This window comes from Kitasatospora sp. NPDC058492 (assembly GCF_042720685.1).
In the GTDB taxonomy this organism is placed as follows: Bacteria; Actinomycetota; Actinomycetes; order Streptomycetales; family Streptomycetaceae; genus Kitasatospora.
On record NZ_JBHXMU010000001.1, the window covers coordinates 226,206 to 250,104 of the forward strand.

Here is a 23,899-nt window from a genome sequence, read left to right on the forward strand (position 1 = left end):
ATCATGGCGTACTTCGTGGAACTGCCCGTCGGCTCGGTGAGCGACGGGCAGGACGTGGTCCGGGTGGAGATCGAGCAGGTCGGGGAAGGGCTGGTGCAGGTCGCCCGGCCCGGACAGGTGGTGGCTCGGGCGACACGCTCGCTCGGGGACATGCTGGCCGGTGTGCGTCCGGTCGCGCAGAACTTCGTCGAGGGGTTCCGGGACCTGGCGCACGCCCCGGACGAGATCAGCATCGAGTTCGGCCTGTCCTTGTCGGCCGAGGCCGACGTGGTGATCTCCAGCACCGCCGCAGAGGCCAACTTCAAGGTCTCGCTCACCTGGAACCGGCAGACCACCGAGGCGTCGGCGCCTCCGGCGGCTTCGGACCCGGCCTAGTGTCCACGTCCCGCGCCGACGCCGTCGACGGGGCCGGGCCCGACGCACTGGCCTCCGCCGTCGTCCGTATCCATGACCGTCGAGGCGTCCCGGTCGGCCTCGGCTTCCTGGTGACCGCCGATCGGATACTGACGTGTGCGCACGTGGTGTCCGCCGCGCTGGGCCTCCCTCCGGGAGCCGAGCCGGACGCCGACGCCCGCGTCGACATCGACCTCCCGCTGCTCACCAGCCCGCTCGCCAACCCGCTCGCCGCAGCCGACGGCACAGGCGGTACAGGCGGCACAGGCGGTACGCGCGTGCCCACGACCGTTGAACGGTGGGCGCCCGCCCACCCGCACGGCGCCGGGGACGTGGCCGTGCTGCACCTGTCCGCTCCGCTTCCGGGCGCCCGGCCGATCCGCATGGTGGAGTCCTCCGACGTCTGGGGACACACCGTGCGGGCGTACGGCCTGCCGAGCGGCCGCCCGGGCGGTGTCTGGCACTCCGGTGTCCTGAGGGCCCGGCAGGCCAACGGGTGGATCCAGGCCGACCTGGCCGCCAACGGCTACCGGGTCTCCCCCGGGTTCAGCGGCGGCCCGGTGTGGGACGAACAACTCGACGGTGTCGTCGGCATGATGGCGGTCGCGGAGACCGGAGATCCTCCATCCGGTTACCTCATCCCTGCCGAGGGCCTCGCCGCCGTGTGGCCGGAGCTTCGCGAACTGGCGCTGCCGCCATCACCGTTCCGGAGTCTGCGCCCGCTTCAGGAATCCGACGCCCCGGTCTTCCACGGCCGTCGGGCGGAGACCGCCGAAGTCGCCGCTCTGGTCGCCCGGGAACGGTGGACCACCCTCGTCGGCCCCTCCGGTTCGGGCAAGTCCTCCCTCGCGATGGCCGGCATCATACCCCGCCTGCACTCCCAGGGCATGACCGCCGTGGTGATCCGGCCCAGCGCCGGCGCCACCCCGCTGTCCGCGCTCGCCGCCGCGCTGTCTCCGCTGCTGGAACCGGATCTGACCGAACTGGAACGTCTCGAACGCCTTCCGGCGCTCACCGGCCTGCTGCGCGCCCAGGGGCTCGGAGATCTCGCGGCCCTCCTGCTGTCCCGCCTCGGCACCGATCAACTGATCGTCGTGGTCGACCAGTTCGAGGAGATGCTCACCGGAACCGACCCGGCGGCCGTCGACGAGCTGGCGGCCGTGCTGTTCGGCCCGTCGCTCCCCCAGGCCGTGCACGTGCTCACCACGCTCCGGGCCGACTACCTGGAGACCGCGCTGGCTCATCCGAGCCTCGGCCGGGCCTGCAGCCGGCAGGTCTACGCGCTGGGGCCGATGACCGGTGACCAGCTCCGGGAGATCGTCACCGCACCGGTGGCGGCGATTCCGTCGGTTCGCTACGAGGCCCACCTGGTCGACCGCATCCTGACCGATGCGGGCGGTGAGGCGGGTGCCCTGCCGCTCCTCGGCTTCACCCTCGACCTGCTGTGGAAGCGTCAGGCGGCCGGGGTTCTCAGCCACCGTGCGTACGAGGAGATCGGTCACGTCAGCGGAGCTCTCGGAGAGTACGCCGAGCAGGCCTGGGACAGACATGTCTCCGCCGGGGAGGAGCCGGCCGCCCGCAGACTCTTCACCCGCCTCGTCCGCGTCCCCCTCGGCGCACCCGGTGCCACCCGCCGGACCGTTCCCCGCCAGGAGCTCGCCGAGGACGAATGGCACATCGCCCAACGTCTGGCCGGCACCCGGCTCCTGGTCATCGATCACAGTGCCGAGGGCGTCGAGACCGTCGAACTGGCCCACGAGGCCCTGATCACCGCCTGGTCCCGGCTGCGCGACTGGGTCGGCGAAAACCGCGCATTCCTGGAGTGGCGCGAATCCGTCCGGCACGACCGCCGGCGCTGGGACCACGCCGGCCAACCCGCCGACCTGCTCCCCACCGGGCCCACCCTCGCCACCGCCCGCACCTGGCAGCGCGAGCGCGGCGCCGAGCTGTCCGAGGCCGAACGCACCTACCTCGAACTCGCCAGGCGGCACCACCGGGCCCGCGGCCGCCGGCGCCGCACCTTCCGGACCGTCCTCGTCGCGGTGATCACCGTCTCCCTCGCCCTGGGCGTCCTGTTCGCCACGGCCCGCCGCGATGCCGCTGAGCGCCAGGCCGACTCCGACTCCCGCGCCCTCGTCCAGGCCTCCCAGGACGACATGGCCTACGACCCGGTCCGGGCCGTGATGATGGCCCTCGCCGCGTACCGGACGAAGCCCACGCCGGAGGCCCGGAACCAGCTGATGCGGCAGTACCTCCTCCGGGCCGGCGCGGACTCCCTGTTCTCGGGCCTGTCCGGAACCGGCGGGACGTTCAGCACCAGCCGGGACGGTGACGTCGTCCTCTCCCGCGACGCCATGGCCCACGTCGTCCTGTTCGTCCGCGGCCGGGACGGCACCGTCCACAGCCGGCCGGTCCCGGCCCAGTACGCCTTCTACCTGATGGTCTCCCCGGACGGACGCCGAGCCGGATTCGTGGCCGACGACGGGACGGGAGGCTGGTTCGACGTCGACAAGGAGAGCACCGCGCCCATCGGCCAGGTGCACCAACTGCCCCGGGTGGACGGGGTGCTGCAGATCTCCGCGGCTCCTGCCGACGCGACCGCGATGTCACCCGACGGGCGCTACATCGCGGTTCCGACCCGCGACAGCCTGGTCTGGTGGGATCTGGACGCGGGGACGATCGCCGGCCGCGTTCCCGCACCTCAGAACATGGGAAGCGGGCTGTGGTTCGGCTCCGACGGGCATTCCCTGCTCGTGAAGACCAGCAACGGCAGTACCGGACTGGCCTCCGTGGACATGGCCGGCGGCGCCGCGCGGACCGTGGTGATGCCTGCTGATCACCAGGGGATCCTGCCCTCCGGGGACCGGACCACCGTCGCCGTCGTCCAGACCCACGACCCCGGACAGGGCAGTGGCACGAAGAGCACCGTACGACTGATCCGGGTGTCCGACGGATCCGTGGTGGGGAAACCTTACGAAACCACGGAGACGATCGCCCCGGCGGCCGAACTGACCGCGGCGAGCGCCGACGGCCACCGGATCGTGATCAACGAAGCCGCCAAACTGACGGTCCTGGACCTCGACCGGGGAAAAGCCGTCGCGTTGGTGGACGAACCGGGCCGCCTGTACGAGCACGCGTCCATTCTCCTCTCCAACGGCGGGAAGGAGTACCTCGCCGGTCAGGGACGGAGCTCCATCTCCTACACCGAGATCCCCGCGGGCGAGGAGGACACGGCCGCGGCCGACACCGTCCACCTCAGTCGGGACGGCAGAAAGATCACCATCCGCCTGACGGGCGGCACCGACCTCGAACTCCGCGAGCCCGGGCTCGACCCCGGAAGGCTCCTGACCAGAACAGCCCTGCCACAGCCCGCCTGGAAGGGCAAAGGCGACCGCCTCATGTCCAACCAGGACGACACGCTCATCGCGCTCCGGGACGGCCCGAACACCGTCTCCGTCCGTGATGCCTCCACCCTGCGAGCGGTCGCCCGCATCACAGTGGCACCACCGCTCCAGGGCGACTCGGCAGCCGAGGACTTCAGCTACTTCTTCGACGGGGCCGACCGCCTGGTGACGGTCTCCGGCACCCGGATCCAGCAGTGGGAGGCCAGAACCGGCCTGCGGTCGGCGCAGTTCGACGCGGCCGCGTTCCACCCCCGGGCCGACAAGCCCGGCACGCCGCAGATGTACGTCGGCCCGTACTGGCAGGAGGGAAAGGTGACCGTGGTCGTCCACGACGACCCCGTGATCCGTGTCGTCGACATCGGCACCGGCCACACCGTCACGTCGCTGAACCCGGGCATCACCGACCTGATCGCGGCCCGGTTCGACGAGAGCGGCCGCTACCTGGCCGTTCTCCGCCGCAACAGCGTCATCGAACTGTGGCGGCTCGACCCCCTGCAGAGGGAAATCGGCCCCCTCCCCACCACCAGCACACCGGGCCAGAACTCGGCCATCACCCGATTCGTCGACGCCCAGGGCCGTTTCATGATCGCGGCCGACAACTCCATCCGGATCTACCAGGTCGGCGGCCGACCTTCCGTGGACTCCTACGACTTCCGCAACGTGACCGACAACAGCCTGCAGGAGCCGCTCACGTTCCTGGACGCCACCAACGACGGAAAGACCTTCCTCATCCGCACCGAGAACGACTACGTCCACCGGATCGTCCTCGACCCCGACGCCTGGCGGCGGAGCCTGTGCCGCATCATCGGCTACCGCTCCTTCACCGCCGACGAACGACGCACCCTGCCGGTCCGGGTACCCGACCGCCCCCTCTGCCCTCCCCCCAAGCCCTGAAGCTGCGGACGGCCCCGGAATCGACGCCGACTGCGCGGTGAACGCGCAGATCCGGGCTTCCACCCGCAACGGCTGGACGTGATCTCGCGCTTGTCGCCCTCCCGACCACCCGCGCCCTCCCGACCGCCCGCGCCCTCACTCCGGCTGCGGGCGGTGGTTGTGGAACAGGACGGTCCCCTCCACCAGCCCCTTCTCCACCACCGCCGGCGTGGCGCGCAGCCACTGGAGTGCCTCCGCACTGGTCGGGGTGTCGGCGACCAGCTTGTAGAAGGACAGGTAGCCCGCCACGCGTTCCAGGAGCACGCTGTTGGGGATCGGGATCGCCGCCCCGAAGGCGTCGAGGGGATCCCGGCCGGCGGCCCGGTAGCTGTCCATCGTGTGGAACTCGCCGGCGAGTCGGCTGCGCTCGGGCGTGAGCCGGTCCCCGGGGATCGTCTTCAGGATCGCGGAGAGTTTCCCCTGGCTCTTGCTGTAGCTGTCACCCATGGCGAGTTTGAGCGCCGCGGCCGCCTCTTCGCCGAACGCGCGCAACTCGGTGGAGATCTTCCGCTGCGCCATCGTCTGCGGCTTCTCCTGGGACTTGAAACGACCGGTGACCGAGTCGAGCGCGTGCTGCATCTCATGGGTCACGGTCGCGGCGAATTCCCGCAGTTCGAGCGGTGAGGCCTGGTCCTTGGGCGGGGTGATCCGCAGCGCGCCGCCCTCTCCTTCGTTGCTGAGCGCGAACAACGCGCGCGCACCCCTGATGTCCGTCTGCTCGTCGATCTCGATGGTGATCGCGGACTCCTCCAAGGCCTTGAACAACTCCCGGTAGGGGACGCTGAATCCGTCACCTTCCTGCTCGCCGGACGCCTGTTGGAGCAGTTCCGCGAAACGGTCCGGCGAGAGGTGCTGCCGTGACCAGTCGGCCTTGGCGTAGGTGATGGCGCGCTGCACGACCGGCTCACCGGGACGGGCGGCCGGCGCGTCCCCCGTCCTCCTCTGGACGGGGGACCGCTGTACCGGTGCGCCCGCCCCGACGACGGCCTGCGGGTGACCGCACCCCGCACCGTGCTGGTGCCTGGACCGCTCGATCACCCGCGAGACCGCGGCGTTGCCGATGCCGCGCTGCAAGGCGAGGACCGTCTGCGCAGACACGCCCCCGAGGCTCAACCCCAGTCCGTCGGCCGCCGGATCGGCCTTGCGCGGCAGGTCGCGGCGCCGCTGCGGCTCCGACGGCTTGCCGGGGTCTTTCGCGTGCATGGGGAACCCCTCCGGAGGCGCGACAGGTGTTCCCTCCGGCATATCCGGCCGGACTGTCGCCGCGCAGCACAACGGACGATCGGGCACCGATCTGTGCTCCAAAGGGCACGCAACGGCCGGGGTGCGCACCCGTGCTGTGCCCGGTGCGTCCCCGGCCCCGCCGGCGTGGTCAAGGAGGAGAACACGCCGGTGTCGAACGGATCAGCTGTTGCCGCCGCTGCTACCGCCGCCGTTGTTGCCGGTACCACCACCGTTGTTACCGCCGCCGTTGTTGCCGCCCCCGTTGTTGCCACCGCCGCCGCTGTCGCCACCGCCACCGGTGGTGGGAGGCGGCGAGAGCAGGTTGAGCAGGTCGCCCAGAAGGTTGGGCTTGTAGATGTACGTGTTGCCGCAGTTGTTCGAGAAGCCCGCGTCCTGGCCGACCACGCATGCGATGCCGACGTCTCCGCCACGCCTGTCCGTGCCGCCATGGCCGCCGGAGTCGGCGACGGCCCAGCTCGCGTCCGCAAGAACGAGAGCACTGGCAGCAGCTGCAACGACAGCGAATTTCTTGATCATCTCTCCACCTCTTGGTTGGTGACTTCGCTTCATGCTGCGGAATCCACGCATGCCACCACCGCACGGCAGGGCGGTTAAGTCGTAAAACTCGATAATATTTCACCCAATTCACCCAGGGTTGACGGGCCGTCACCGCAGGGCAGTCGGCTCACCGGACCCTGGTCAGGCTACGAAGCCGACCCGCCGCCCGGCCGACTCCCCGACTCAGAAACCCGCCGTGTCGAGTTCAAGGCTCAGCGGAGGCGGTAGCTGCAGGGGGGTGCCGAAGGGGTGCGGTCCTTCCACCCGGGTGTAGCCGAGCCGGCCCGGCTGGGAGAGCAGCGTGCAGGTGCGTTCCTGCCGGTCGACCAGGAGGTACACGGGCGCGCCGAACTGCGAGTAGCGCCGGCGCTTGGCGGTCCTGTCGGTTTCACCGTTCGACGGTGATGTCACTTCGACGACGAGCACGGTCTGGTCCGGGAGGAGCGCTCCCTCCGTCTTCGCCAGCTCGGCGGGCACGACGGCCAGGTCCGGCACATAGAAGTTCTCCGTGCCGGGCAGGTCGAGGTTCCCGGAGCCGGCACGGAGGTCGAGCTCGCGCATGCGAGGGCCGATCTGCTCACGGATCAGGTCGACAGCACTCTCGTGGGCCCAGGACGGTGACACCGGGGTGATGACTCCCTCTACGATCTCGACACGGTCACCCGCAATATGCCGAATTGCATACTTCAGGGCCTGCTCCGGATTCGGCACCTGGCTGTAGTCACCTGGGCCGGCGTGCGCTGTACTCACGTGCTGCTCTCCTGTCCGGGATCTCAACCCGCAGAACGGACCAGTGACAGTCTGACGTGTCCGCCCCTGGGCGCCACGACATGACGTCACGATGCGCCGGCGTGACACCGGCGGCGGCCGACGCCCGGCCGGCGGGCGGGTTCAGGGGGCCGCGAACAGCCGGGGGAAGCCCGGTGCCAGCCACGGCCGGCGGCCCCAGGCGAGCACCTTGCCCCGGGCGAGGGCGCCGGTGGCGGTGTAGCGGCCCAGCGCGATGAGGAAGAACGCCACCGGGCCGGTGAGGATCGTGCAGTCCGGGCGGCGCGGCGGCTCCTGGCTCACCACGGCGGCACCGTCCGTGAAGGTCACCGCGAACCCGCCCAGGCCGCGCACCCGCAGCCGGTAGCAGGCGCTGTGACCGGCCGAGGCGCGCGCGTCCAGCACCCGGGGCATCGCCGTCCGCAGGAAGGGCATCGTCAACTCGACGCGGTGCCGGTCGATCGGGTGCGGCCGGCCGAGCGCGACGGCGATGTCGTAGAGGTGGCCCAGCATGTGGGTCAGCAGGTAGGCGCCGAGGGTGTCCAGGTCCATCGGGCCGAGCGGGGTCAGCACCGGCTCGGTGCCGGCACGGGCGCCGGCCGCTGCCGTGAACTCCCTTGCCTGCCGGGCGATCTCCCCGGCGAGCACGGTCAGGTCCCGCTCCGGCCGCCTGGCCAGCGAGGCCTCGTTCGCGGCGGCCAGCGAACCCGGAGTGCCGTCCCCGTAAGGCCGTTCCTCGCCGGCGGCCAGTGCGGCCATCAGCTCGTTGGCCATCGCCAGGTGGGCGGCGGCCTCGCCGACCGTCCACTCGGCGCCGGGTATCGGGGTGTCGCCGCGGCCGCCGGCGAGCAGGGCGACGGCCTCGTCGCCGACGGCGGTGACCGCCTCGAAAAGCGCGGTGCGCGCGGCACCGGGGACGTGCTCGGGGAACGGGAGGGTCATGGTGGTGAAGACTGGCCGACCCCCGCACCGCTGTCCAGACCCGCGACACGGTTCGGTCCGGCCCCTGACCATCGCGGCCCGCCTGGACGACGAGAGCCGGTTCAGCCCGCTGCCGGGCCCCGCGGACCCTGGAAACCGCCCTACGCTCGGCTGAAACCGTGGCTGCGCTCCACCTTCGCCACGTGCAGCGTGTAGTTCTGGTACCACTCGGCCTGCCCGCGCTTCTGCGCCGCGCGGTGCTCGACGTTGCTCCGCCACTCCGTGAGGGCGTCGGCGTCGCGGAAGTACCCGACGGTGATGCCCAGGCCGCCAGGGGTCTGGGCGTGGTCCATCCCCAGGTATCCGGGGACGTCCTTCACCAGGTCTTCCATGCGTGCGCTGGTCTCGCTGTAACCGCTCTGGTCCTGGGTCCGCACTGTCGTGAAGACGGCCAGGTAGTAGGGGGGTTCATAGGCCTCGACGGGCACGACAGGTGCTTCGGGGTGATCGCTCATGGCGCCACCGTAAGGCGGGACGCGCCGAATGATCCAGTTCTTTCCTGAACAGCTGATGCGCCTTGCGTCCTCGTCCCGCTGTCAGCTCCCGGAGGTGGCGGCGGGGGCGAAGGCGAGGGCGGTGTTGTGGCCGCCGAATCCGGCCGAGGTGCTCAGTGCGAGGTGGAGGCGCTGGCGGCGGGGGCCGTCGTGGACCAGGTCGATCGCGCCGGTGTCCCGGTCCGGGAGGGCGAACCCCGCGGTGGCGGGGACGAGTTGGTGCTGCACGGTGAGCACCGTCAGGGCGGCTTCGATGGCACCGGCGGCGCCCATCGTGTGGCCGAGCGCGCCCTTGGCGGAGGTGACGGACGGGGGGCGCAGGGCGAAGAGCCGGTCGATCAGGCGGGCTTCCGCGGAGTCGTTGAGCGGGGTGCTCGTACCGTGGGCGTTGACGTGGTCGACGTCGTCGGGGCCGGCGCCGGCCTCGGCGAGGGCCAGCCGGGCGGCCGCTTCGAGTCCACGGGCTTCCGGGTGCGGTGCGACGGGGTGGTAGGCGTCGGCGGCGGTTCCGGTGCCGACCAGCAGGGCCCTGGGCGTGGCCTGCCGCGACGTCGCGTCCGGCCGGCGTTCCAGGACGAGGAAGCCCGCGCCCTCGCCGATGACGAAGCCGTCGCGGTCCGCGTCGAACGGGCGGGAGGCGCGGGCGGGGTCGGTGTTGCGGGAGAGCGCCTTCATCCGGGCGAATCCGGCGACGCAGACCGGAGTGATCATGGCGTCGGTGCCGCCGGCCAGGGCGATGTCGCAGGCTCCGGTGTGGAGCAGCAGGGCCGCGGTGTGGATGGCGGCGGCCCCGGAGGCGCAGGCCGTGGCGGTGTGCAGCACCGGGCCCGTCGTGCCGAGCTCGATGGCGAGTTGAGCTGCTGCCATGTTCGGCAGGAAGGCGGGGAGCGCCAGTGCGGACACGGCGGAGGGGCCCAGGGTGCGGAGTCGTTCCGCCGCGTGTTCGTAGCTGCCGACTCCTCCGGCGGCGGAGCCGAGGACCAGGGCGACCCGGGCGCCGTCCCAGCGCGCGGGTTCGAGGCCCGCGTCGGCGACGGCCTCCCGCGCGGCGGCGATGGCGAAGCGGGTGGCGCGGTCCAGCCTCCAGGGCTGGCGGCCGCCGACCAGCGCGGCGGAGTCGCCGGGGACCCGGCAGGAGAGGACGACGGGGAGCCCGGCGAGCGCCGGATCGGGTGCGGCGGTGCTGCGGGCGTCGAGGACGCCTCGCCAGGTCGGCTCCGCCCCGTGACCGGCCGGGGTGACCAGGCCGATCCCGGTGACGGCGAGCGGTGGGCGGGCCGCACTCATGCGGCTGGGCCGGGCGGCTGCTCGGGGTCGACGGACGGGTCGGGCCGGACGGAGGCGACGGGCCGGACGGGCTGCGCGAGCAGGGCGTGGATGCGGTCGACGAGCTGGCCCACCGTCACGTCGGCGGCGGAGTCGAGGTCGTCGTCCAGGGCGACGCCCCAGTGTTCCTGGAGGGTGACGACGAGTTCGATCCGGGCGAGGGAGTCGAGGTCGAGCTCGTCGAGGGCGGCGTCGTCGCCGATCGTGTCGGAGGGGGTGTCGAACTTCTCGGTGAGCAGGGTGACCAGGTGCTCGCGGACGGGGTTCACGGTGGGCTGACCTCCTCGTGGTCGTGGTCGTGGCGCGGGGGCCGGGGTTCCGGGGCGGCCGTCCGTACGGGTGCGTCCGGCCACAGCAGGGTTGCGGAGGCCCAGGTGAGACCGCCGCCGAAGGCGGTGAGCAGAGTCGGGGCGCCCGGGCGGCAGGCCCCTCGGGCGGCGGCGTCGGCGAGGGCGAGCGGTACGGAGGCGCCCGCCGTGTTGCCGACGTCGCGGATGTTGCCGAAGCGGTGCCGCGGCGGGATGCCGAGGCGGTCGGCGACGGCGTCCAGGATCCGCTGGTTGGCCTGGTGCCCGATGAAGGCCTCGACCTCGCGGGCCTGCCAGCCGGTCGCGGCCAGGGCGGCCCCGGCGGAGGCGGCCATCCGGCGTACGGCGTGGGCGTAGACCTGGCGCCCGCGCATCCGGAAGTAGCGGTCGCCGCGCCCGAGGGCTTCGGTGGCGGGGAGTCGCGGGCCGCCTGCGGCCACGGTGATCAGGTCGCTCCCGCCCCCGTCGCTGCCCCAGTCGGTCTCCAGCAGGGCCCCGGGTTCGGTGGTGTCCCCGGGGCGGAGCACCACCGCGGCGGCGGCGTCGCCGAAGAGCGGTGCGGTGTCGCGGTCGAAGGGGTCGACGATGGCCGAGTACTTCTCGGCCGCGACCACCAGGGGGGTTCGGCAGGCGCCGCTGCGGAGCAGGGCGGAGGCCGTGGCCAGGCCGTAGAGGAAGCCCGAGCAGACGGCTGCGAGGTCGAACGCGGGGACCGGTCCGAGGCCGAGGCGGTGGGCGACCTCCGGTGCGGTGGCCGGGCAGGGGCGGTCCGGCGTGGTGGTGGCCAGCAGGAGCAGGTCCGGGCGCAGGCCCGGGGAGCCGGTGGAGTCGATCGCGGCGCGCGCGGCGGCCGTGGCCAGGTCCCCGGTGCTGACGCCGGGTCCGGCCAGGCGCCGGCGGTGGATGCCGGTCCGGCCGGTGATCCACTCGTCGGTGGTGTCCAGGCCGCCCCGGGCGATGATCTGGGTGTTGGTCACCTCCTGGGGCGGGAGGCTGGAGCCGAGGCCGGCGATCACCGCCGTGGCGCGGTGGCCGGGGGCGGAGGGTGGGGAGGTCATGCCGCGGCGAACGGGGAGGGCGGCTTGGGGGTGCCCGCAAGACCGCCGTCGGGGACCGAGAGGCCGCCGTCCAGGGCGATTGCCTGCCCGGTGAGGAAGGCGGAGGCGGGCGAGGCCAGGAACAGCGCCGCTGCGGCGACCTCCTCCAGCTCGGCCCAGCGCCCCATGGGCACATGGGCCAGCAGCCAGTCGGTGAGCGCGGCATTGGTGTGGACGGCGGCCGTCATGTCGGTGCGCACCCACCCGGGGCACAGCGCGTTGACCCGGATCCCGCTGCGGGCCCAGCCGACCGCGAGGCTGCGGGCGAGGGAGACCTGGGCGGCCTTGGTCGCGGCGTAGACCTCCATCATGGGCGTGCCGACCAGACCCGCGACCGAGGACATCAGCACCAGGCTGGCGCCGTCCGACTGCGCCAGGTACGGGTGGGCGTGCCGGCAGATCGCGGCGGTGGCGTTGAGGTTGACCGCGACCACCTCGTCCCAGACGTGCTGCGGGAGGTGCTGCAGCGGTGCGAGGAGTGTGCTGCCGTCGGGGTTGGTGGGCAGGATGCCGGCGTTGTGGACGACGATGTCGAGACCGCCCAGGGCCTGGGCGGCCTGGTCGACGATGGCGGCCTGCCCGGTGTCGGCGAGGTCCCCGGGTACCAGGACGGGGGTGCCACCGTAGCGGGCCACCTGGTCGGCGGTGTGCTTCAGCGCGGGCCCGGTGCGGGCGGAGAGGGCGAGCCGGGCCCCGGCCTGGGCGAGCGCGACGGCGACGGCCTGGCCGATGCCGCGCGAGGAGCCGGTCACCAGTGCGCGGCGGCCGTCGAGGCGGAAGCGGTTGAGGATGGTCATGGGGGTGTTCCTCCGGTTCCGGCGGGGCGTCAGTCGGTGGCGTTCCGGGCGGTGCTGTCCCGGGCGGGGGTGTCCCGGGCGGGGGTGTCCCGGGCCAGGGTTTTCAGGTCGCTGCTGGACCGGACGGGCGCGCGCAAGGAGCGGGCGCCCGTCCAGGTGAGCAGGGCGCTGCCCCAGGTCAGGCCGGCGCCGAAGACGCAGACGAGCACGCGGGCCCGGTCGGCCAGCAGGCCGCGGGCGGCGGCGTCGGCCAGCGCGAAGGGGGCGGAGGCCGCGCCGATGTTGCCCGTCAGGTCTCCGGTGATGTGCAGGCGTTCGGCCGGGATGCCGATCCGGTCCGCGACGGCGCGCAGGAGCAGCGGGTTGGGCTGGTGGGTGATGAAGGCGTCGATGTCCTTGAGGTCGAGGCCGTGGTCGGTGAGGGCCTGGTCGACGAGGCGGGGGAAGATCTCGGTGATGAAGTCGCGCACGACCCGGCCGTCCATGTGGATGTGGTGCAGCCCGGCGTTCAGGCTCTCGGGGCCGGCGGGTATCCGGCTGCCACCGGCGGGGATCAGCACGTGGTGCGCGCCGCGGCCGTCCGAGCCGAGGCGGAAGCCATGGAAGCCGGCGTCGTCGTGGACGGGGCCCAGGACGGCTGCGGCGGCGCCGTCGGCGAAGAGGACGGCGGTGGCTCGGTGGGCGGGGTCGACGAACTTCGAGTAGGCCTCGACGCCGACGACCGCCGCGTACCGGGCGCCGGGGGTCGTGGCCAGCCAGGCGTGCGCGACCTTGGCCGCGAACAGCCAGCCGGAGCAGGCCGCGCTGACATCGAGTGCGACGGCGTTGCCGGCGCCGGTGAGGGCCTGGATGCGGCAGGCGGTGGCCGGCCCGAGTTCGTCGGGCGTGGAGGTCGCCGCAACGACGAGGTCGAGCCGCTCCGGCGGGATACCGGCGGCCTCGCAGGCGGCCAGTACGGCGGCCGCTGCCAGGTCCGAGGCGGCCTCGTCGGGTGCGGCCCGATGCCGTTCGACCACGCCGGTGCGCTCGGTGATCCAGGTGGCCGAGACCCCGGCGGGCGGGCCGACCTCGTGGTTGCCGCGGACCTCTGCGGGCAGGTACGTGCCCATGCCCAGGACCCCGGTCATGGGGGGCTTCCTTCGGTTCACGACGTGCTCCCGGTGCGATCGGAGGAGCCGGTGGAGGAGCCGGTGGAGAAACTGGTGGAGGAACTGGCGGGGGCGCCGGCGGAGGCACCATGGGCGGCCAGGAGCGCGGCGGCGTAGTCGGGCTCGTCGAGGGCGGTGCGGGCGAGGCCCGCCCCGGGGTCGAGGGCGGCCACGATGTCCGGCAGGGCCTGACGCAGCCGGTCGCACAGGACGTCCATGGCGGCGGGCAGGGCACGCACGGCCGTGGGGGTGAGCACGCCGGTCGCCAGCAGGGGGCCGGCCAGGCGGCGGGCCTGGCGCAGGCCGTCGAGCGCGGCGAGGTCGGCCGCCTGCGGAACGGGCCACCCGCGCCGGTGCGCGGCGCTCCCCTCCACCGCGGCCTCAGCCGCGAGCCGGCGGGCCTGGACGTCCCCCAGCTCCAGGGCGTCCTCCAGCAGCGGGTTCCACAGCTCCAGGTCTCGCTGGAGCGAGCCGTGGAGCGACTCGGCACGGTCCGCCGCCGCCGCGGCGAGGTCGTCGGCGAGCCGGTCCTGCAACGCGGTGACGGCCGCAGGCCACCACGCGGCGTCGGTCGGGTCGGCCGGGAAGCGACAAGGGTCGGCCGGGAACCGGCCCGGACCGGCCGGCCGCCGATCGGGGCGTGCCCGCTCCTCGGCGAGGGCGCGGCCGGCGTCGAGCAGGATGAGGGTGTTGTCGCCGCCGGCGTTGTCGAAGGCGCGGGCGAAGCCGAGGTAGCCCGGCAGCCGGTTGTGGTCGAAGAGGCCCGACACCCCGCAGCGGTGCTGGAGGGAGTCGACGAGGTCCGCCACGGCCCGGGTGCTGTGCGCCTTGTAGAGGGCGAGCGAGCGGTCGACCGCGGCCCAGGGCGAGAAGGTCATCGCCGTGCCCGGCCCGTCGGAGGGGCTTGCGGCGCGCAGGCCCGCCCACGTGGACAGGGCCGCCCGGGCGGTGCAGCGCAGGGAGAAGGCGGCGGCCAGCGCTCCGACGACGGCGTGCTGCTGGGTGCGGTACTCCAGGACCGGGCTCCCGGGCGCCAGCCGGCCGTGCGAGCGGCGGCCCGCGCTGAACCGCCAGGCCATCGCCGCGCTGCGGCCCGCCAGGCCGGCCATCGCGGACGGCAGGGTGGCCCACAGCCCCTGGCCGCAGCTCAGGGTCCGCTGGAGGCGGGCGTCGGCGCTGGGCTGAGGGTCGTGCAGCACGCCCGTGGCGTCGATCCCGGCCCCGTCCGCCAGCCAGCGGTCGTACGGGATTCGGGCGCCGTGGAACCGGACGAGGCCGTAGGGCAGCGGGAGCGCGCCCACCGGGAGCGGGCCGGAGACCGACACACCCGGTGCCGGGCGGCCGTCGGCCCCGGTGATGTCGACGAGGAAGGAGAACACTCCCCCGTCCCGGGCGCCCGTCAGCAGCCGTGCGCAGACCACCGCCTGCTGGGGCAGGCCGAGCGCCGCGACGGAGGAGAACTTCGCGGCCCGGTGGTCCGGGGTGTGCAGTGTGAACGCGCGGCGGACCGGGTCGAACCGGGCCTCGGTACGGATCCCGAGGTGGCTGCCGGCGTCGCCGATCTCGGTGACCAGGAAGGAGCCCTTGGTGCGTGCGTGCGCGAGGGCGCCGTCCGGGTCCGCGGCCTTGCCGCCCAGGAGAACCAGCGAGCCGACGCACAGGGTGTAGTGGGAGAGGAAGGTCTGGTAGAGCGATGGATCCGCCAGTGCCGTCGCCTCGCTGAGTGCGGCCAGCAGCTCCGCGTCGGCGACCACCTCGGCCGCCGGCGGCAGCGAGGCCGCCAGACGGGCCAGCCGCCGGTGCGCGCTGACGTCCGTGCGCAGGGCTGCCGCCCCGTGTTCGGCCCGGTGGTCCGCCAGGAGCTGTCTGAACTCCGCGGCCCGCCGGGGAGGGAGCAACGCCGAGAGGCGGGTCAGGACGTCGATCGCGTCGGCCTCCTCGCCGGGCGTCCGTTCGGTGTTCATGAGTCTCCCCGTGCGGCCGTCGTGGTCGGGTGGTGGTGGTGCGACGTGCCCTCCCCCGGCGCGGCGGGAGGCGGGCAGGAGCGCGGGGGCTCCAGCGGCGACTGGGGCGGGGACGGAGGGCCGGTCGGCCACGGACCGTCGGCGACCGGCGCGAGCGCGTCCTGCCGCGGGTCGATCCTGCGCACGCTGTTCGTCAGCGTGCTGCCGGTGCCCGCCTCGACGACCAGCGAGGCGTCCGCCAGCGCCGCGCCGAACACCGCGGGCAGGTCGAAGGGCCTGACCAGGCAGGCGGACAGCGCGCTCGGCAGGTCGCTGTCCGCGCGGTAGAGCCGGCCGGCCACCGCCGAGTACACCGGTCGGCGCGGCGGGGACAGGCGCAGCCGTCGGGCGAAGTACGCGAACGCACCGGCCTCGTGGACGAGAGCCGGGTGGTGGCTCATGAACGGGAGCCGCAGCCGCTGCACCCCCACGCCGTGCGCCGTCGCCGACCGTTCGACGACGGCGAGCCCGTCGAGCGGGCCGGAGACCACCGTCTCCCCGCCGTGGTTGACACAGGCCACCACCACGCCCGTGCCCGGCCCGGCGGCCGCGAGCAGCCGGCGGGCTGTGGCCGGGCCCGTGCCCAGCAGTGTCATGCCGCCACCGTGGCCGGTCAGCAACTGCCCGAGCCGGCAGGCCAGCCGGGCCCCGTCGGCGACCGAGCAGCATCCGGCCGCGGTCAGCGCGGGGATCTCGCCGAAGCTGACCGCCAGGAGACGGTGCGCCCGGCAGCCGTCGGCTTCGAGTGCCCGGTGCACCGCCAACGACACACCGAACAGCGCGAGTTGTACGGTCCCGGGCGGCTCGGCGGCCAGCGCGCCGGTGCTGAGCGGGGAGCCGCCTGTCAGTTGGGAGCCACCACCCGAACGGGAGCCGCCTGTCAGTTGGGAGCCGCCTGCCAGCCGGGGGCCGATCGGTGCCACCCCGAACTCGGCGGCGACCACGTCGGCCTCCTCGAAGACCTCGGCGACCGCGCGTGCCAGCGACCCGACGCGGGGAAGCGTCCGCAACAGCGGAGTCAGACTGAAATCTCCCTGCCCGGGGAACATGTGAACGAACTTTTCGATGGCCGTGGGACTCTGCGGACGCTGCGGGCCGGACATCACGGATTCCGCCTCCACCCTGGGGCACGCTCGAAGGAAACGCCCCGACGTCACTGATGGTGGAGTCTGCGGCCGCGCTCGCGGGCGCTTTTCGACGGCCGGCCCGTCAAGCTTTTCCGGGCGTCAACTTTCAAAGAATTAAACCGAGTTGAGAATCCCATTCGGGTATCCCGGCGGCACCGCGAGCGGATAGCATGGCGGGATGTGCGCAGCGCGACCGCGTACCGCGGAGGCCGGACCGGGCCGCCGTGAGCGCGGCGTCGACGACCCGCCGGGAGAGACATGGCCGTCCGCCGTGTGCCCAACGCCCGCCTTCGCGAACTCCTCGAAGAAGCCCAATGGACCGGAGAGCAACTGGCCCGGGCCGTCAATCAGATCGGCGCCGAATCCGGATGGGCCCGGGCCTACGGGCGCGCCTCGGTGCACCAGTGGCTCACCGGAGCTGTTCCCCGCAAGCCCGTCCCCCACCTCGTCTGCGCGGCGCTGGGCCGTCGGCTCCGACGGCCCGTCACCCTGGCCGACGCCGGATTCGGCGGCCCGCCACCGGACGCCCCGCCGCCGGATTCCCCGGCGGTGCTCGCACGGCTCGCTGCGGCGGCCGTCACACCCGATCGCCACGGGAGCCTCCTCTCCTACCAGCCGCCGCCCGCCCCGTCCGGAAGCCCGACCGGCCTGACCGAAGCCCCGAGCGGCCCGTCGGTACCCGCGGGCGCAAAGGCGCCCCCGCCCCAGCCGGACGCGCTCGCCCTGCTACTGCCCGTCTTCTCCGCGATCGACCGCGTCCACGGCGGAGGCCAGGCCCGCACCGCACTCGCCGCGTTCCTCTCGACCACGGCGGCGCCCATGCTCGCCGCACCCGCCCCGCCCGTCCGGCACTTCGGCATCCTCGGAGCCACCGCCCGACTGTGCTACCTGTGCGCCTTCATGCACATCGACGACGACCTCAACGGCCTCGCCGGCCAGTACTACCGCCTCGCCCTCGACCTGGCCCGGCACGCCGGCGACACGGCCGCCCAGGCGATGACCCTGCGCGCCATGGCCACCCAGGCCTACGAACTCGGCCACCGGCGCCAGAGCCTGCGCCTGGCGCAAGCCGCCGCCGACTGCCGCATCAGCTCCTCGGCGCCGCGGCTGCGCGCCTCCGTCCTGGGGCAACTCGCCCTGTCCGAGGCCGCCGTCGGCGATCGGACGGCCGCGCTGCGCCACATCGGCGACGCCCGCGACCTCCTCACGAACGCCACGGGCCCGCCGCCGCCGATCGGCGACTACCACCGCGCCTCGTGGGACCACCAGCGGGCCCTCGTCGGAGTCGAACTCGGCGACCCCGCCGGGGCGATCAAGCTCCTGGAGGTGTCCGCCGCCCGCAGGCCCCGGGGCGAGTCCCGCTCCCGTGCCGTCATCCTCAGCAGGCTGGCCGAGCACCAACTGGCGGCCGGGCACATCGAAGCCGCCTGCGCCACCTGGCACGAGTTCCTCGACGTCTACCCGCTGCTGGCCTCCCGCCGGGCCCATCTGGCCAGGGCGCGGATGCCCGGGCTCCTGCTCCCCCACCGACGACGGCCGGCCGCGGACCACCTCATCCAACGGGCCACCGCCCTGGGGCGCGCCTGACGATTCGCGCGCGGTACCGGCCGGGCCTTCTCCCCGTCAGGGCCGGCGCGGAGTCCGCGCGAGGACGTCGGTCGCGACCTCCGTGACCGTACGGTGGTAGGCCACGCTCACCGGCCCCAGGCCGCCGATCGCCCCGACCACCGCGTCCGTCGCGTCTCCAGCGCCCTCGGCCGCCCGCAGCGGGGCGATCACACCGACAGTCGCCGCCGCCGCGATCTCCTCGGGCCGCAGGGCGTTCAGACCGTTGAACGCCACGAACGCGCCGGAGCGGATCGACGCCGCCACGGCGCTGCTGGCGGAGACCAGTACCAGGTCGCTGGACTCCGCCACCGCGCGGACGGCGCGCCGCCGGTCGGAGGAGCGGTAGCACCACTGATCGGGGTGCTGGCCCCGAAGCAGCGGGAACCGCACGCGCAGCACCCCGAGGATCTCCGCGACCTCCTCGACCGGTGAGCACGGGTGCTGGACGAAGGACAGCCGCTCGGGATCGACGGACCGCAGGGCCCGCGCCCCGGCCGCATCCGGCACCCGGACCCACCCCGCCTGCTGCGCGCCCGTCTGCTGCGCGGCGGGGCCGGCCGGGGCGAAACCGCCGCAGCCGAGCACGAGGACCGTGTCCCCGCGCGCCTCGTACTGCCGGACGGCGGCCCACGTCGCGGCCGCCCGCGGACACTCGGCCTGCCCCGCGCCCCCTGCGGACGGGGGAAGCCGGTTCAGGGGCTGGGACGGGACGACCGGGGTCGGTCCGCACGCGGGCTCCGACGCGCAGACGATCAGCCGTCTGGTCCGCACCGTGGCCGACCAGACCCGGACGGCCTCCGCCGCCACCGCCTCCTGGCGGGCCGGAGCGATCACGGCGATCCCCACCACGGCCCCGTCCAGGTCGATGTAGGTCGTGGCGAACAGCCGCCCGCCCCGGCCCGCCGGCAGGATCCCGCCGGCACCGATCCGGGAGGCGAACCCGCGCTCGTGGAGCCACCCGGCCACGAGCGGGGCCGCCGGGCAGGTCACCGGTCCGCGCGTCGGATGGACGTAGCCGGACAAGACGGTGATCGGACCGTCAGGGCCCGATGCCACGTCGGACTGCTCCGTCAACCGGGACCGGTTCATGCCGGCTCCTCCCAAGGGTGGCTGGCCACGTCGTTCGGCTCCGGCGAAGATCGCGGATGCCGTTGGTGATCTTCCGAGTGTGCCCGGTGAAGCCGCGCCGGCGAGCTGCGGACAGCGCCGTGGACAGAGGTGTCGCCGACGGGCGTCCGACAGCACTCCGGCGACGGCAGCGGGGGCCGGAGCGGGCGACGGGCCGGGTGTGAAAGTCGGATTCTCCATGAATCCGACCCGCCAGTGAGCCACATGCGAATGGAAGTCGCATTGTCCTGGCGGTCGGACGGCCGGAATCCACTCCACAGCACGACGATTCACCGGCGACACGATTAACCTGAACGCCACATTCGGACAAGAAGTCGAGTCGACCACACGAACCACGAACTCCCTTACTTTCGAGCCGAGTTGAACCAACCTCCGACCGGTCACGCCGGACGCCCCGGCGAACCCCCGGAGTTCGGGGCAAAGGTTCCGTGCGCACGCGAATAGTCCAGCCCGCGACGGCCTGCGTGGCGCGATGCCACCGGCGCTGGAATATTGCTAGAAGTGACGGCAGTCACACGCAATGGAGTTCGATGTGCGCTTCGCGACGCGCGATGTCCGCCGCTCGGTCATCGTCAGCCTCATGGGTACCACGCTCGTCTGGTACGACTTCTTCCTCTACGTCAACGCTTCCGTACTGGTCTTCAAGCACCAGTTCTTCCCCTACCTCTCGCCCTTCGCGGCGACGCTCACCGGCATCGGCCTCTACGGGGCCGCGCTGGTGGCACGGCCGGTCGGCGGGGCGTTCTTCGGGCACCTCGGCGACCGCCACGGCAGGCGCCCCGCCCTGGTCGGCGCGCTGCTGCTGACCGGGGCCTCCACCGGCCTGGTCGGGCTGCTGCCCGGCTACGGCCAGATCGGCTTCGCCTCCCCCCTCCTGCTGGTCACGCTGCGCCTGCTCCAGGGGCTCGGCCTGGGCGGTGCGTGGGGGGCCGCCACCGTCGTCGCGCACGAGTGCGCCGAACCGGGTCGCCGGGGGCTGGTGTCGAGCTGGGCCCAGATCGGCGCGCCGGCGGGCAACCTGCTGGCGTTCGGGGCCATGACGGCGGTCTCCGGTGCGCTGACCCCCGCCCAGTTCATGACCTGGGGCTGGCGACTGCCCTTCCTGCTCTCCGCCGTGCTGGTGGTGGTGGGGCTGTGGGCCCGGGCGCGGATCGAGGAGACCCCCGCCTTCCGGGCGCTCACCCTCACCGGGGCCCGCAGCAGGCGGCCGGTCATCGAACTGATCGCCCGGCACCGCAGGAAGCTGCTGATCACCACGGCGATCACCGCCGGAGCCGACGTCGTGCTCTTCGGCTTCTCGTTCAACTACGTCCTCACCCTGCTGCGCGTCGCCGGCCTGTCGCTCAACGCCCTGATCGCGCTCTCGCTCCTCGCCCCGCTCGCGCTGATCGCCCTGATCCCGTTCTTCGGCGCGCTCTCGGACCGCTACGGGAGACGGCGCGTCTGCCTGGCCGGGACCATCACCACGGCGGTCTGGGCCGCCGCGTTCGCGCCCCTGCTGCGCTTCGGCTCTCCTCCGGTCCTGGTGCTCGCCTACCTGCTGTCGCTGGTGGGCTTCGCCGCGATGTACGCCCCCCAGGCTGCCCTGGTCTCCGAGCTCTTCCCGAGCCGTGTGCGCCTCAGCGGAACCGCCGTCGGCTACCAACTGGGCGGACTCCTCGGCGGCACCCTCGCCACCTACCTGACCGCCGAGGCCACCGACTGGTTCAAGTCCCCGTCCGTGACCCCGCTCTACGTCCTCGCCGTCCTGGTGGTCAGCGGTACGGCGCTCCTCACCCTCGCGCGCCACGGCGAGGACGACGGCTCCCCCGCAGCGGCCGGGCCCTCGGACTCCGGGTTCCCCACCCCGTCGAGCCGTCCCACAGCCCCGGCCCCCGGACTCCCCGGGTGAGCCGGCCCCCAGCACCACCGGGCTCCCCCACCCCAAGAAAGGCACGACCCCATGAAACACCCCATCGGTATCGCGGCCGCCGCCCTCACGGCCGGCACCCTGGTCGGCGGACTGCTCGTGTTCGACACCTCCGCCGTCGGAGTGCCCCAGGTCATCACCTGTGAGGACAGCTTCACGATGACCTTCAGCTCCGGCCTCACCCTCGTCCCCCAGGACAACATCACGGCCACCCTCGGCAACCCCAAACTGCTCAACTGCACCGGTGACGCCCCCATCACCCAGGCGGACTACGTGGGGACCGGCCTCGGCAACGGCGTGACCTGCGCGGCCGGCAGCTACCAGAACGCGCCCGGCACCCTGCAGCGCGTCACCTGGGAGACCGCGAACGGCCAGCCCACCACGGAGGACCCGGGCACCACCGACTTCACCTGGGACATGCAGCCGATCCAGGACCTGCTCAAGTCGAGCAACCCCCTCAGCGGCGGCATCACCGCGGGCCGCTACAAGGGCGCCACCTGGACGGTGGTCCTCGACCCGGTCAAGTCCAACATCGACCTCACGGCCTGCAGCACCCCGACCGGCCTGAAGTCGATGACGCTGGACGGGACGGTCACCATCACGCTGCCCACCGGCACGCAGTCCCCCACGCCGACACCGACCTCCACCTCCAGCCCGACCTCCACATCCAGCCCGACTTCCACCGCCACCCCCACGCCCACCGCCACACCCACGGCCACCCCCACGGCCAGGCCCATGCCCGTCCCCTTCGTCCCCGCGCAGGACGCCTGATCCCGAACGGGCGCCCCACCGCCGCGCTCCCGCAAGCCCCGCCCCTCGCTGCGGAGAGGGCGGTGCCCGGCGAACTCGGGCCGGGCGGGACGAGCCTCCTGGACACGGCGGCCTGACGAAGCGCTGGGCCCCGACGCCGATCAAGCGGCGCCGGGGCCCAGTCCGCTGTTCTAGAAGGTGAGGGTGATGCAGCCGTTGCCGCCCGCAGCGCCCTCGGTGCCGTCCTCGCCGGGGGTCTGGGGGTCGTCGAAGTTGCCGACGTAGTCCTGGCCGTCGCCGCCGTCCCCGCCGTCCCCTCCGTCGCCGGTGCCCGCGGGGCAGGCGGCCGGCACAGGAGCCCCCGCTGCACCGCCTTCGCCGCCCACGCCGCCCGTGCTGCCGGGGACGGTGTCGCCGACGGTGGCCGGTGTCACGTCGACGCCTTCCTCACCACCGGCGCCGAGGTCACCGTCGGATCCGCCCGTGCCACTGGGCCCTCCGCCCTTGCAGACGGAGGCGGGGACGCTCCCTCCGCCGTGGCCTCCCTCGCCCCGGGCGCCTCCGAGCACACTGCCCGCGCCCCCGCCACCGGGGCTTGACCCGCCGTCCACGGCTGCCAGGACGACTGCGCCGCCGGTGAGGGTGGATCGGCCCCCGGCGCCGCCGTCGGCGCCCGGGTCGGTCTCCTCACCGCTGGCGCCTCCCGCTCCACCGGCTCCGCCGCTGCCGACGGTGAGGGTCAGCACGTCGCCGGGGGTGACGGCCAGGGTGCAGGTGACCCGGGCCCCTCCTCCGCCGCCGCCTCCCGCCCCGCCCCCGCCGCCGCTCTTGAAGAGGCCGGTGCCACCTCCGCCGCCCCCGCCGCCTCCCCCGGCACCCGACGCGACGAGGGTGACGGTGATGCCGGTGACACCGTCCGGGACGGTGAACGTGGCGTCGGTGGTGAAGGTCCGGGTGGTCGCGTCCCGGGCGGGCGCGGTTGCACCGACGGGCAGCACCAGCGCCCCCGCGAGGCAGCCGGAACCGAGGGCGGCGCGCACCCTCCGGGGGCGGGCAGGCCTCACACGGGCTCCGGCTGTCACCCAATCGTCGTAGCTCATGCTCAAACAGTGCTGTGGCTGCGGTCCTCCCGCGACGCCGGAGTGGGGATCGGGTGACCCGACCCGTCCGCGGCGGGGCGCCCGCACCGCCCACCTGGCCGCCCCGTCCCGCTGTCCGAGTGAGACACGGAGCGCGCCGGTGCCGCACAAATGCCGGTTGATCGAGTACCGACGATCCTTGGCCCCAAGGCACAGCGCCGATGGACAGAGAGTAAGGACGACTGATGAGACGTTTGATGGTGGCGGCCCTCGTGGGCGGGTTGCTGTCGGTGGCGATCCCCGGCGTGGCCGGAACCGCACAGGCGACGGAGGTCCTGGACAACCTGACCTGCACAGGGCCGGCGACGTTGACGTTCAAGAACCCGGTGACCGACGCGGCGGCATCGAACTCGTACACGCTCGAAGGCAGTCTCGACGACTGTTACAGCGCCGCCGGAACCAACTCGAACGTCGGCCATGGCACGATCTCCTCGGTCGCCACCGGGACGTTCTCCTGCGAGTCCTACCATCCCTTCTCCGGAACGGCGACCTTCACCTGGTACGACGTCAACAACAGGGTCCTCGGCCGCACCACCGTCTCCTTCAAGGGCGGGGAGAAGGGCAACTCGGGCAGCAGCGAGGTGACCAACGACGAGACCGGCATCACGGACGTGACCAGCACCCTCCTGCCCCTCAACAGCTACCAGGGCAGCTTCGACCTGTCCGGCATCACCGGCTCCTGCGACGCCGGAGTGACGGCCCTGACCGGGAAGCACGAGGTGGACTTCAGCCTCGCCTCGCTCTGAGCGCACAGCACGCGCTCTCGAGCCCCCGGGCACCGTCCGCCGCCCGGGGGCTCGCCAT

At 73.3% G+C, this 23,899-nt stretch carries 20 protein-coding genes; 6 read left to right on the forward strand and 14 right to left on the reverse strand.

Annotated features, from left to right (window positions below):
• Nucleotides 1-3 precede the first annotated feature (3 nt).
• Both ACFWPI_RS00910 and ACFWPI_RS00915 read left to right on the forward strand, forming a co-directional pair.
• Nucleotides 4-375 (forward strand): CU044_2847 family protein, encoded by a 372-nt coding sequence (locus tag ACFWPI_RS00910; protein ID WP_380369261.1) that lies wholly within the window; start codon nt 4-6, stop codon nt 373-375.
• Nucleotides 375-4,691, forward strand: coding sequence for a trypsin-like peptidase domain-containing protein (locus tag ACFWPI_RS00915; protein ID WP_380369263.1), 4,317 nt, complete (start codon nt 375-377; stop codon nt 4,689-4,691). The genes ACFWPI_RS00910 and ACFWPI_RS00915 overlap by 1 nt, the downstream gene beginning before the upstream one ends.
• 135 nt (nt 4,692-4,826) lie before the next feature.
• Here the strand turns inward: ACFWPI_RS00915 and ACFWPI_RS00920 are convergent, their stop codons facing one another.
• The 12 genes from ACFWPI_RS00920 to ACFWPI_RS00975 all read right to left on the reverse strand — a co-directional run bounded on the left by ACFWPI_RS00920 (nt 4,827) and on the right by ACFWPI_RS00975 (nt 16,444).
• Nucleotides 4,827-5,933, reverse strand: a complete 1,107-nt coding sequence (locus ACFWPI_RS00920) for a hypothetical protein (protein WP_380369266.1) — start codon at nt 5,931-5,933, stop codon at nt 4,827-4,829.
• A 201-nt stretch (nt 5,934-6,134) separates the two neighbouring features.
• A complete protein-coding gene (locus ACFWPI_RS00925) occupies nt 6,135-6,491 on the reverse strand; it encodes a hypothetical protein (protein ID WP_380369268.1) in 357 nt (118 codons plus the stop codon).
• 204 nt (nt 6,492-6,695) lie between these two features.
• Nucleotides 6,696-7,262 (reverse strand): Uma2 family endonuclease, encoded by a 567-nt coding sequence (locus ACFWPI_RS00930; RefSeq protein ID WP_063352015.1) that lies wholly within the window; start codon nt 7,260-7,262, stop codon nt 6,696-6,698.
• 141 nt (nt 7,263-7,403) lie between these two features.
• The gene (locus tag ACFWPI_RS00935) at nt 7,404-8,222 is read right to left on the reverse strand and encodes a maleylpyruvate isomerase family mycothiol-dependent enzyme (RefSeq protein ID WP_380369272.1); all 819 of its coding nucleotides are present in this window, start codon (nt 8,220-8,222) and stop codon (nt 7,404-7,406) included.
• A gap of 140 nt (nt 8,223-8,362) precedes the next feature.
• Nucleotides 8,363-8,716: an antibiotic biosynthesis monooxygenase family protein gene (locus tag ACFWPI_RS00940; protein ID WP_380334514.1), complete on the reverse strand. Its 354-nt coding sequence runs from the start codon at nt 8,714-8,716 to the stop codon at nt 8,363-8,365.
• Between the two features lie 81 nt (nt 8,717-8,797).
• Nucleotides 8,798-10,042: a beta-ketoacyl-[acyl-carrier-protein] synthase family protein gene (locus ACFWPI_RS00945; RefSeq protein WP_380369275.1), complete on the reverse strand. Its 1,245-nt coding sequence runs from the start codon at nt 10,040-10,042 to the stop codon at nt 8,798-8,800.
• Nucleotides 10,039-10,350: an acyl carrier protein gene (locus ACFWPI_RS00950; protein WP_380334520.1), complete on the reverse strand. Its 312-nt coding sequence runs from the start codon at nt 10,348-10,350 to the stop codon at nt 10,039-10,041. Before ACFWPI_RS00950 ends, ACFWPI_RS00945 begins: the two co-directional genes overlap by 4 nt.
• On the reverse strand, nt 10,347-11,447 hold the full coding sequence (locus tag ACFWPI_RS00955) for a beta-ketoacyl-ACP synthase 3 (protein ID WP_380369277.1): 1,101 nt from the start codon (nt 11,445-11,447) through the stop codon (nt 10,347-10,349). Before ACFWPI_RS00955 ends, ACFWPI_RS00950 begins: the two co-directional genes overlap by 4 nt.
• A complete protein-coding gene (locus ACFWPI_RS00960; RefSeq protein WP_363630894.1) occupies nt 11,444-12,283 on the reverse strand; it encodes an SDR family NAD(P)-dependent oxidoreductase in 840 nt (279 codons plus the stop codon). The genes ACFWPI_RS00955 and ACFWPI_RS00960 overlap by 4 nt, the downstream gene beginning before the upstream one ends.
• 29 nt (nt 12,284-12,312) lie before the next feature.
• Entirely contained in the window at nt 12,313-13,410 is a 1,098-nt protein-coding gene (locus ACFWPI_RS00965) for a 3-oxoacyl-ACP synthase III family protein (RefSeq protein ID WP_380369281.1), read from the reverse strand.
• Between the two features lie 17 nt (nt 13,411-13,427).
• Nucleotides 13,428-15,395, reverse strand: a complete 1,968-nt coding sequence (locus ACFWPI_RS00970; protein ID WP_380369283.1) for a hypothetical protein — start codon at nt 15,393-15,395, stop codon at nt 13,428-13,430.
• On the reverse strand, nt 15,392-16,444 hold the full coding sequence (locus ACFWPI_RS00975; protein ID WP_380369286.1) for an acyltransferase domain-containing protein: 1,053 nt from the start codon (nt 16,442-16,444) through the stop codon (nt 15,392-15,394). The genes ACFWPI_RS00970 and ACFWPI_RS00975 overlap by 4 nt, the downstream gene beginning before the upstream one ends.
• A gap of 375 nt (nt 16,445-16,819) precedes the next feature.
• Between ACFWPI_RS00975 and ACFWPI_RS00980 the strand changes: the two genes are divergently transcribed.
• On the forward strand, nt 16,820-18,148 hold the full coding sequence (locus ACFWPI_RS00980; protein WP_380369288.1) for a tol-pal system YbgF family protein: 1,329 nt from the start codon (nt 16,820-16,822) through the stop codon (nt 18,146-18,148).
• 36 nt (nt 18,149-18,184) lie between these two features.
• Here the strand turns inward: ACFWPI_RS00980 and ACFWPI_RS00985 are convergent, their stop codons facing one another.
• Nucleotides 18,185-19,258, reverse strand: coding sequence for a hypothetical protein (locus tag ACFWPI_RS00985; protein WP_380369291.1), 1,074 nt, complete (start codon nt 19,256-19,258; stop codon nt 18,185-18,187).
• A gap of 619 nt (nt 19,259-19,877) precedes the next feature.
• Here ACFWPI_RS00985 and ACFWPI_RS00990 point away from each other — a divergent pair.
• Both ACFWPI_RS00990 and ACFWPI_RS00995 read left to right on the forward strand, forming a co-directional pair.
• On the forward strand, nt 19,878-21,188 hold the full coding sequence (locus ACFWPI_RS00990; protein WP_380369294.1) for an MFS transporter: 1,311 nt from the start codon (nt 19,878-19,880) through the stop codon (nt 21,186-21,188).
• 51 nt (nt 21,189-21,239) lie between these two features.
• Nucleotides 21,240-21,977 carry a hypothetical protein gene (locus ACFWPI_RS00995; RefSeq protein WP_380369298.1) on the forward strand — a complete coding sequence of 246 codons (738 nt, stop codon included), beginning with the start codon at nt 21,240-21,242 and terminating at the stop codon, nt 21,975-21,977.
• A 170-nt stretch (nt 21,978-22,147) separates the two neighbouring features.
• Here ACFWPI_RS00995 and ACFWPI_RS01000 read toward each other — a convergent pair whose 3' ends face one another.
• Nucleotides 22,148-23,056 carry a hypothetical protein gene (locus ACFWPI_RS01000; RefSeq protein ID WP_380369300.1) on the reverse strand — a complete coding sequence of 303 codons (909 nt, stop codon included), beginning with the start codon at nt 23,054-23,056 and terminating at the stop codon, nt 22,148-22,150.
• 224 nt (nt 23,057-23,280) lie between these two features.
• Here ACFWPI_RS01000 and ACFWPI_RS01005 point away from each other — a divergent pair, with 224 nt between their 5' ends.
• Nucleotides 23,281-23,841 carry a hypothetical protein gene (locus tag ACFWPI_RS01005; protein ID WP_380369303.1) on the forward strand — a complete coding sequence of 187 codons (561 nt, stop codon included), beginning with the start codon at nt 23,281-23,283 and terminating at the stop codon, nt 23,839-23,841.
• The last annotated feature ends 58 nt before the right edge of the window (nt 23,842-23,899 follow it).

Coding starts and splice junctions, on each gene's coding strand:
- ACFWPI_RS00910 (WP_380369261.1), top strand. CDS start 4: ATGGCGTACTTCGTGGAACTGCCCGTCGGCTCGGTGAGCGACGGGCAG.
- ACFWPI_RS00970 (WP_380369283.1), bottom strand. CDS start 15,395: ATGAACACCGAACGGACGCCCGGCGAGGAGGCCGACGCGATCGACGTC.
- ACFWPI_RS00985 (WP_380369291.1), bottom strand. CDS start 19,258: ATGAACCGGTCCCGGTTGACGGAGCAGTCCGACGTGGCATCGGGCCCT.
- ACFWPI_RS00925 (WP_380369268.1), bottom strand. CDS start 6,491: ATGATCAAGAAATTCGCTGTCGTTGCAGCTGCTGCCAGTGCTCTCGTT.
- ACFWPI_RS00945 (WP_380369275.1), bottom strand. CDS start 10,042: ATGAGTGCGGCCCGCCCACCGCTCGCCGTCACCGGGATCGGCCTGGTC.
- ACFWPI_RS01000 (WP_380369300.1), bottom strand. CDS start 23,056: ATGAGCTACGACGATTGGGTGACAGCCGGAGCCCGTGTGAGGCCTGCC.
- ACFWPI_RS00935 (WP_380369272.1), bottom strand. CDS start 8,222: ATGACCCTCCCGTTCCCCGAGCACGTCCCCGGTGCCGCGCGCACCGCG.
- ACFWPI_RS00965 (WP_380369281.1), bottom strand. CDS start 13,410: ATGACCGGGGTCCTGGGCATGGGCACGTACCTGCCCGCAGAGGTCCGC.
- ACFWPI_RS00990 (WP_380369294.1), top strand. CDS start 19,878: ATGGGTACCACGCTCGTCTGGTACGACTTCTTCCTCTACGTCAACGCT.
- ACFWPI_RS01005 (WP_380369303.1), top strand. CDS start 23,281: ATGAGACGTTTGATGGTGGCGGCCCTCGTGGGCGGGTTGCTGTCGGTG.
- ACFWPI_RS00955 (WP_380369277.1), bottom strand. CDS start 11,447: ATGACCTCCCCACCCTCCGCCCCCGGCCACCGCGCCACGGCGGTGATC.
- ACFWPI_RS00940 (WP_380334514.1), bottom strand. CDS start 8,716: ATGAGCGATCACCCCGAAGCACCTGTCGTGCCCGTCGAGGCCTATGAA.
- ACFWPI_RS00995 (WP_380369298.1), top strand. CDS start 21,240: ATGAAACACCCCATCGGTATCGCGGCCGCCGCCCTCACGGCCGGCACC.
- ACFWPI_RS00980 (WP_380369288.1), top strand. CDS start 16,820: ATGGCCGTCCGCCGTGTGCCCAACGCCCGCCTTCGCGAACTCCTCGAA.
- ACFWPI_RS00920 (WP_380369266.1), bottom strand. CDS start 5,933: ATGCACGCGAAAGACCCCGGCAAGCCGTCGGAGCCGCAGCGGCGCCGC.
- ACFWPI_RS00960 (WP_363630894.1), bottom strand. CDS start 12,283: ATGACCATCCTCAACCGCTTCCGCCTCGACGGCCGCCGCGCACTGGTG.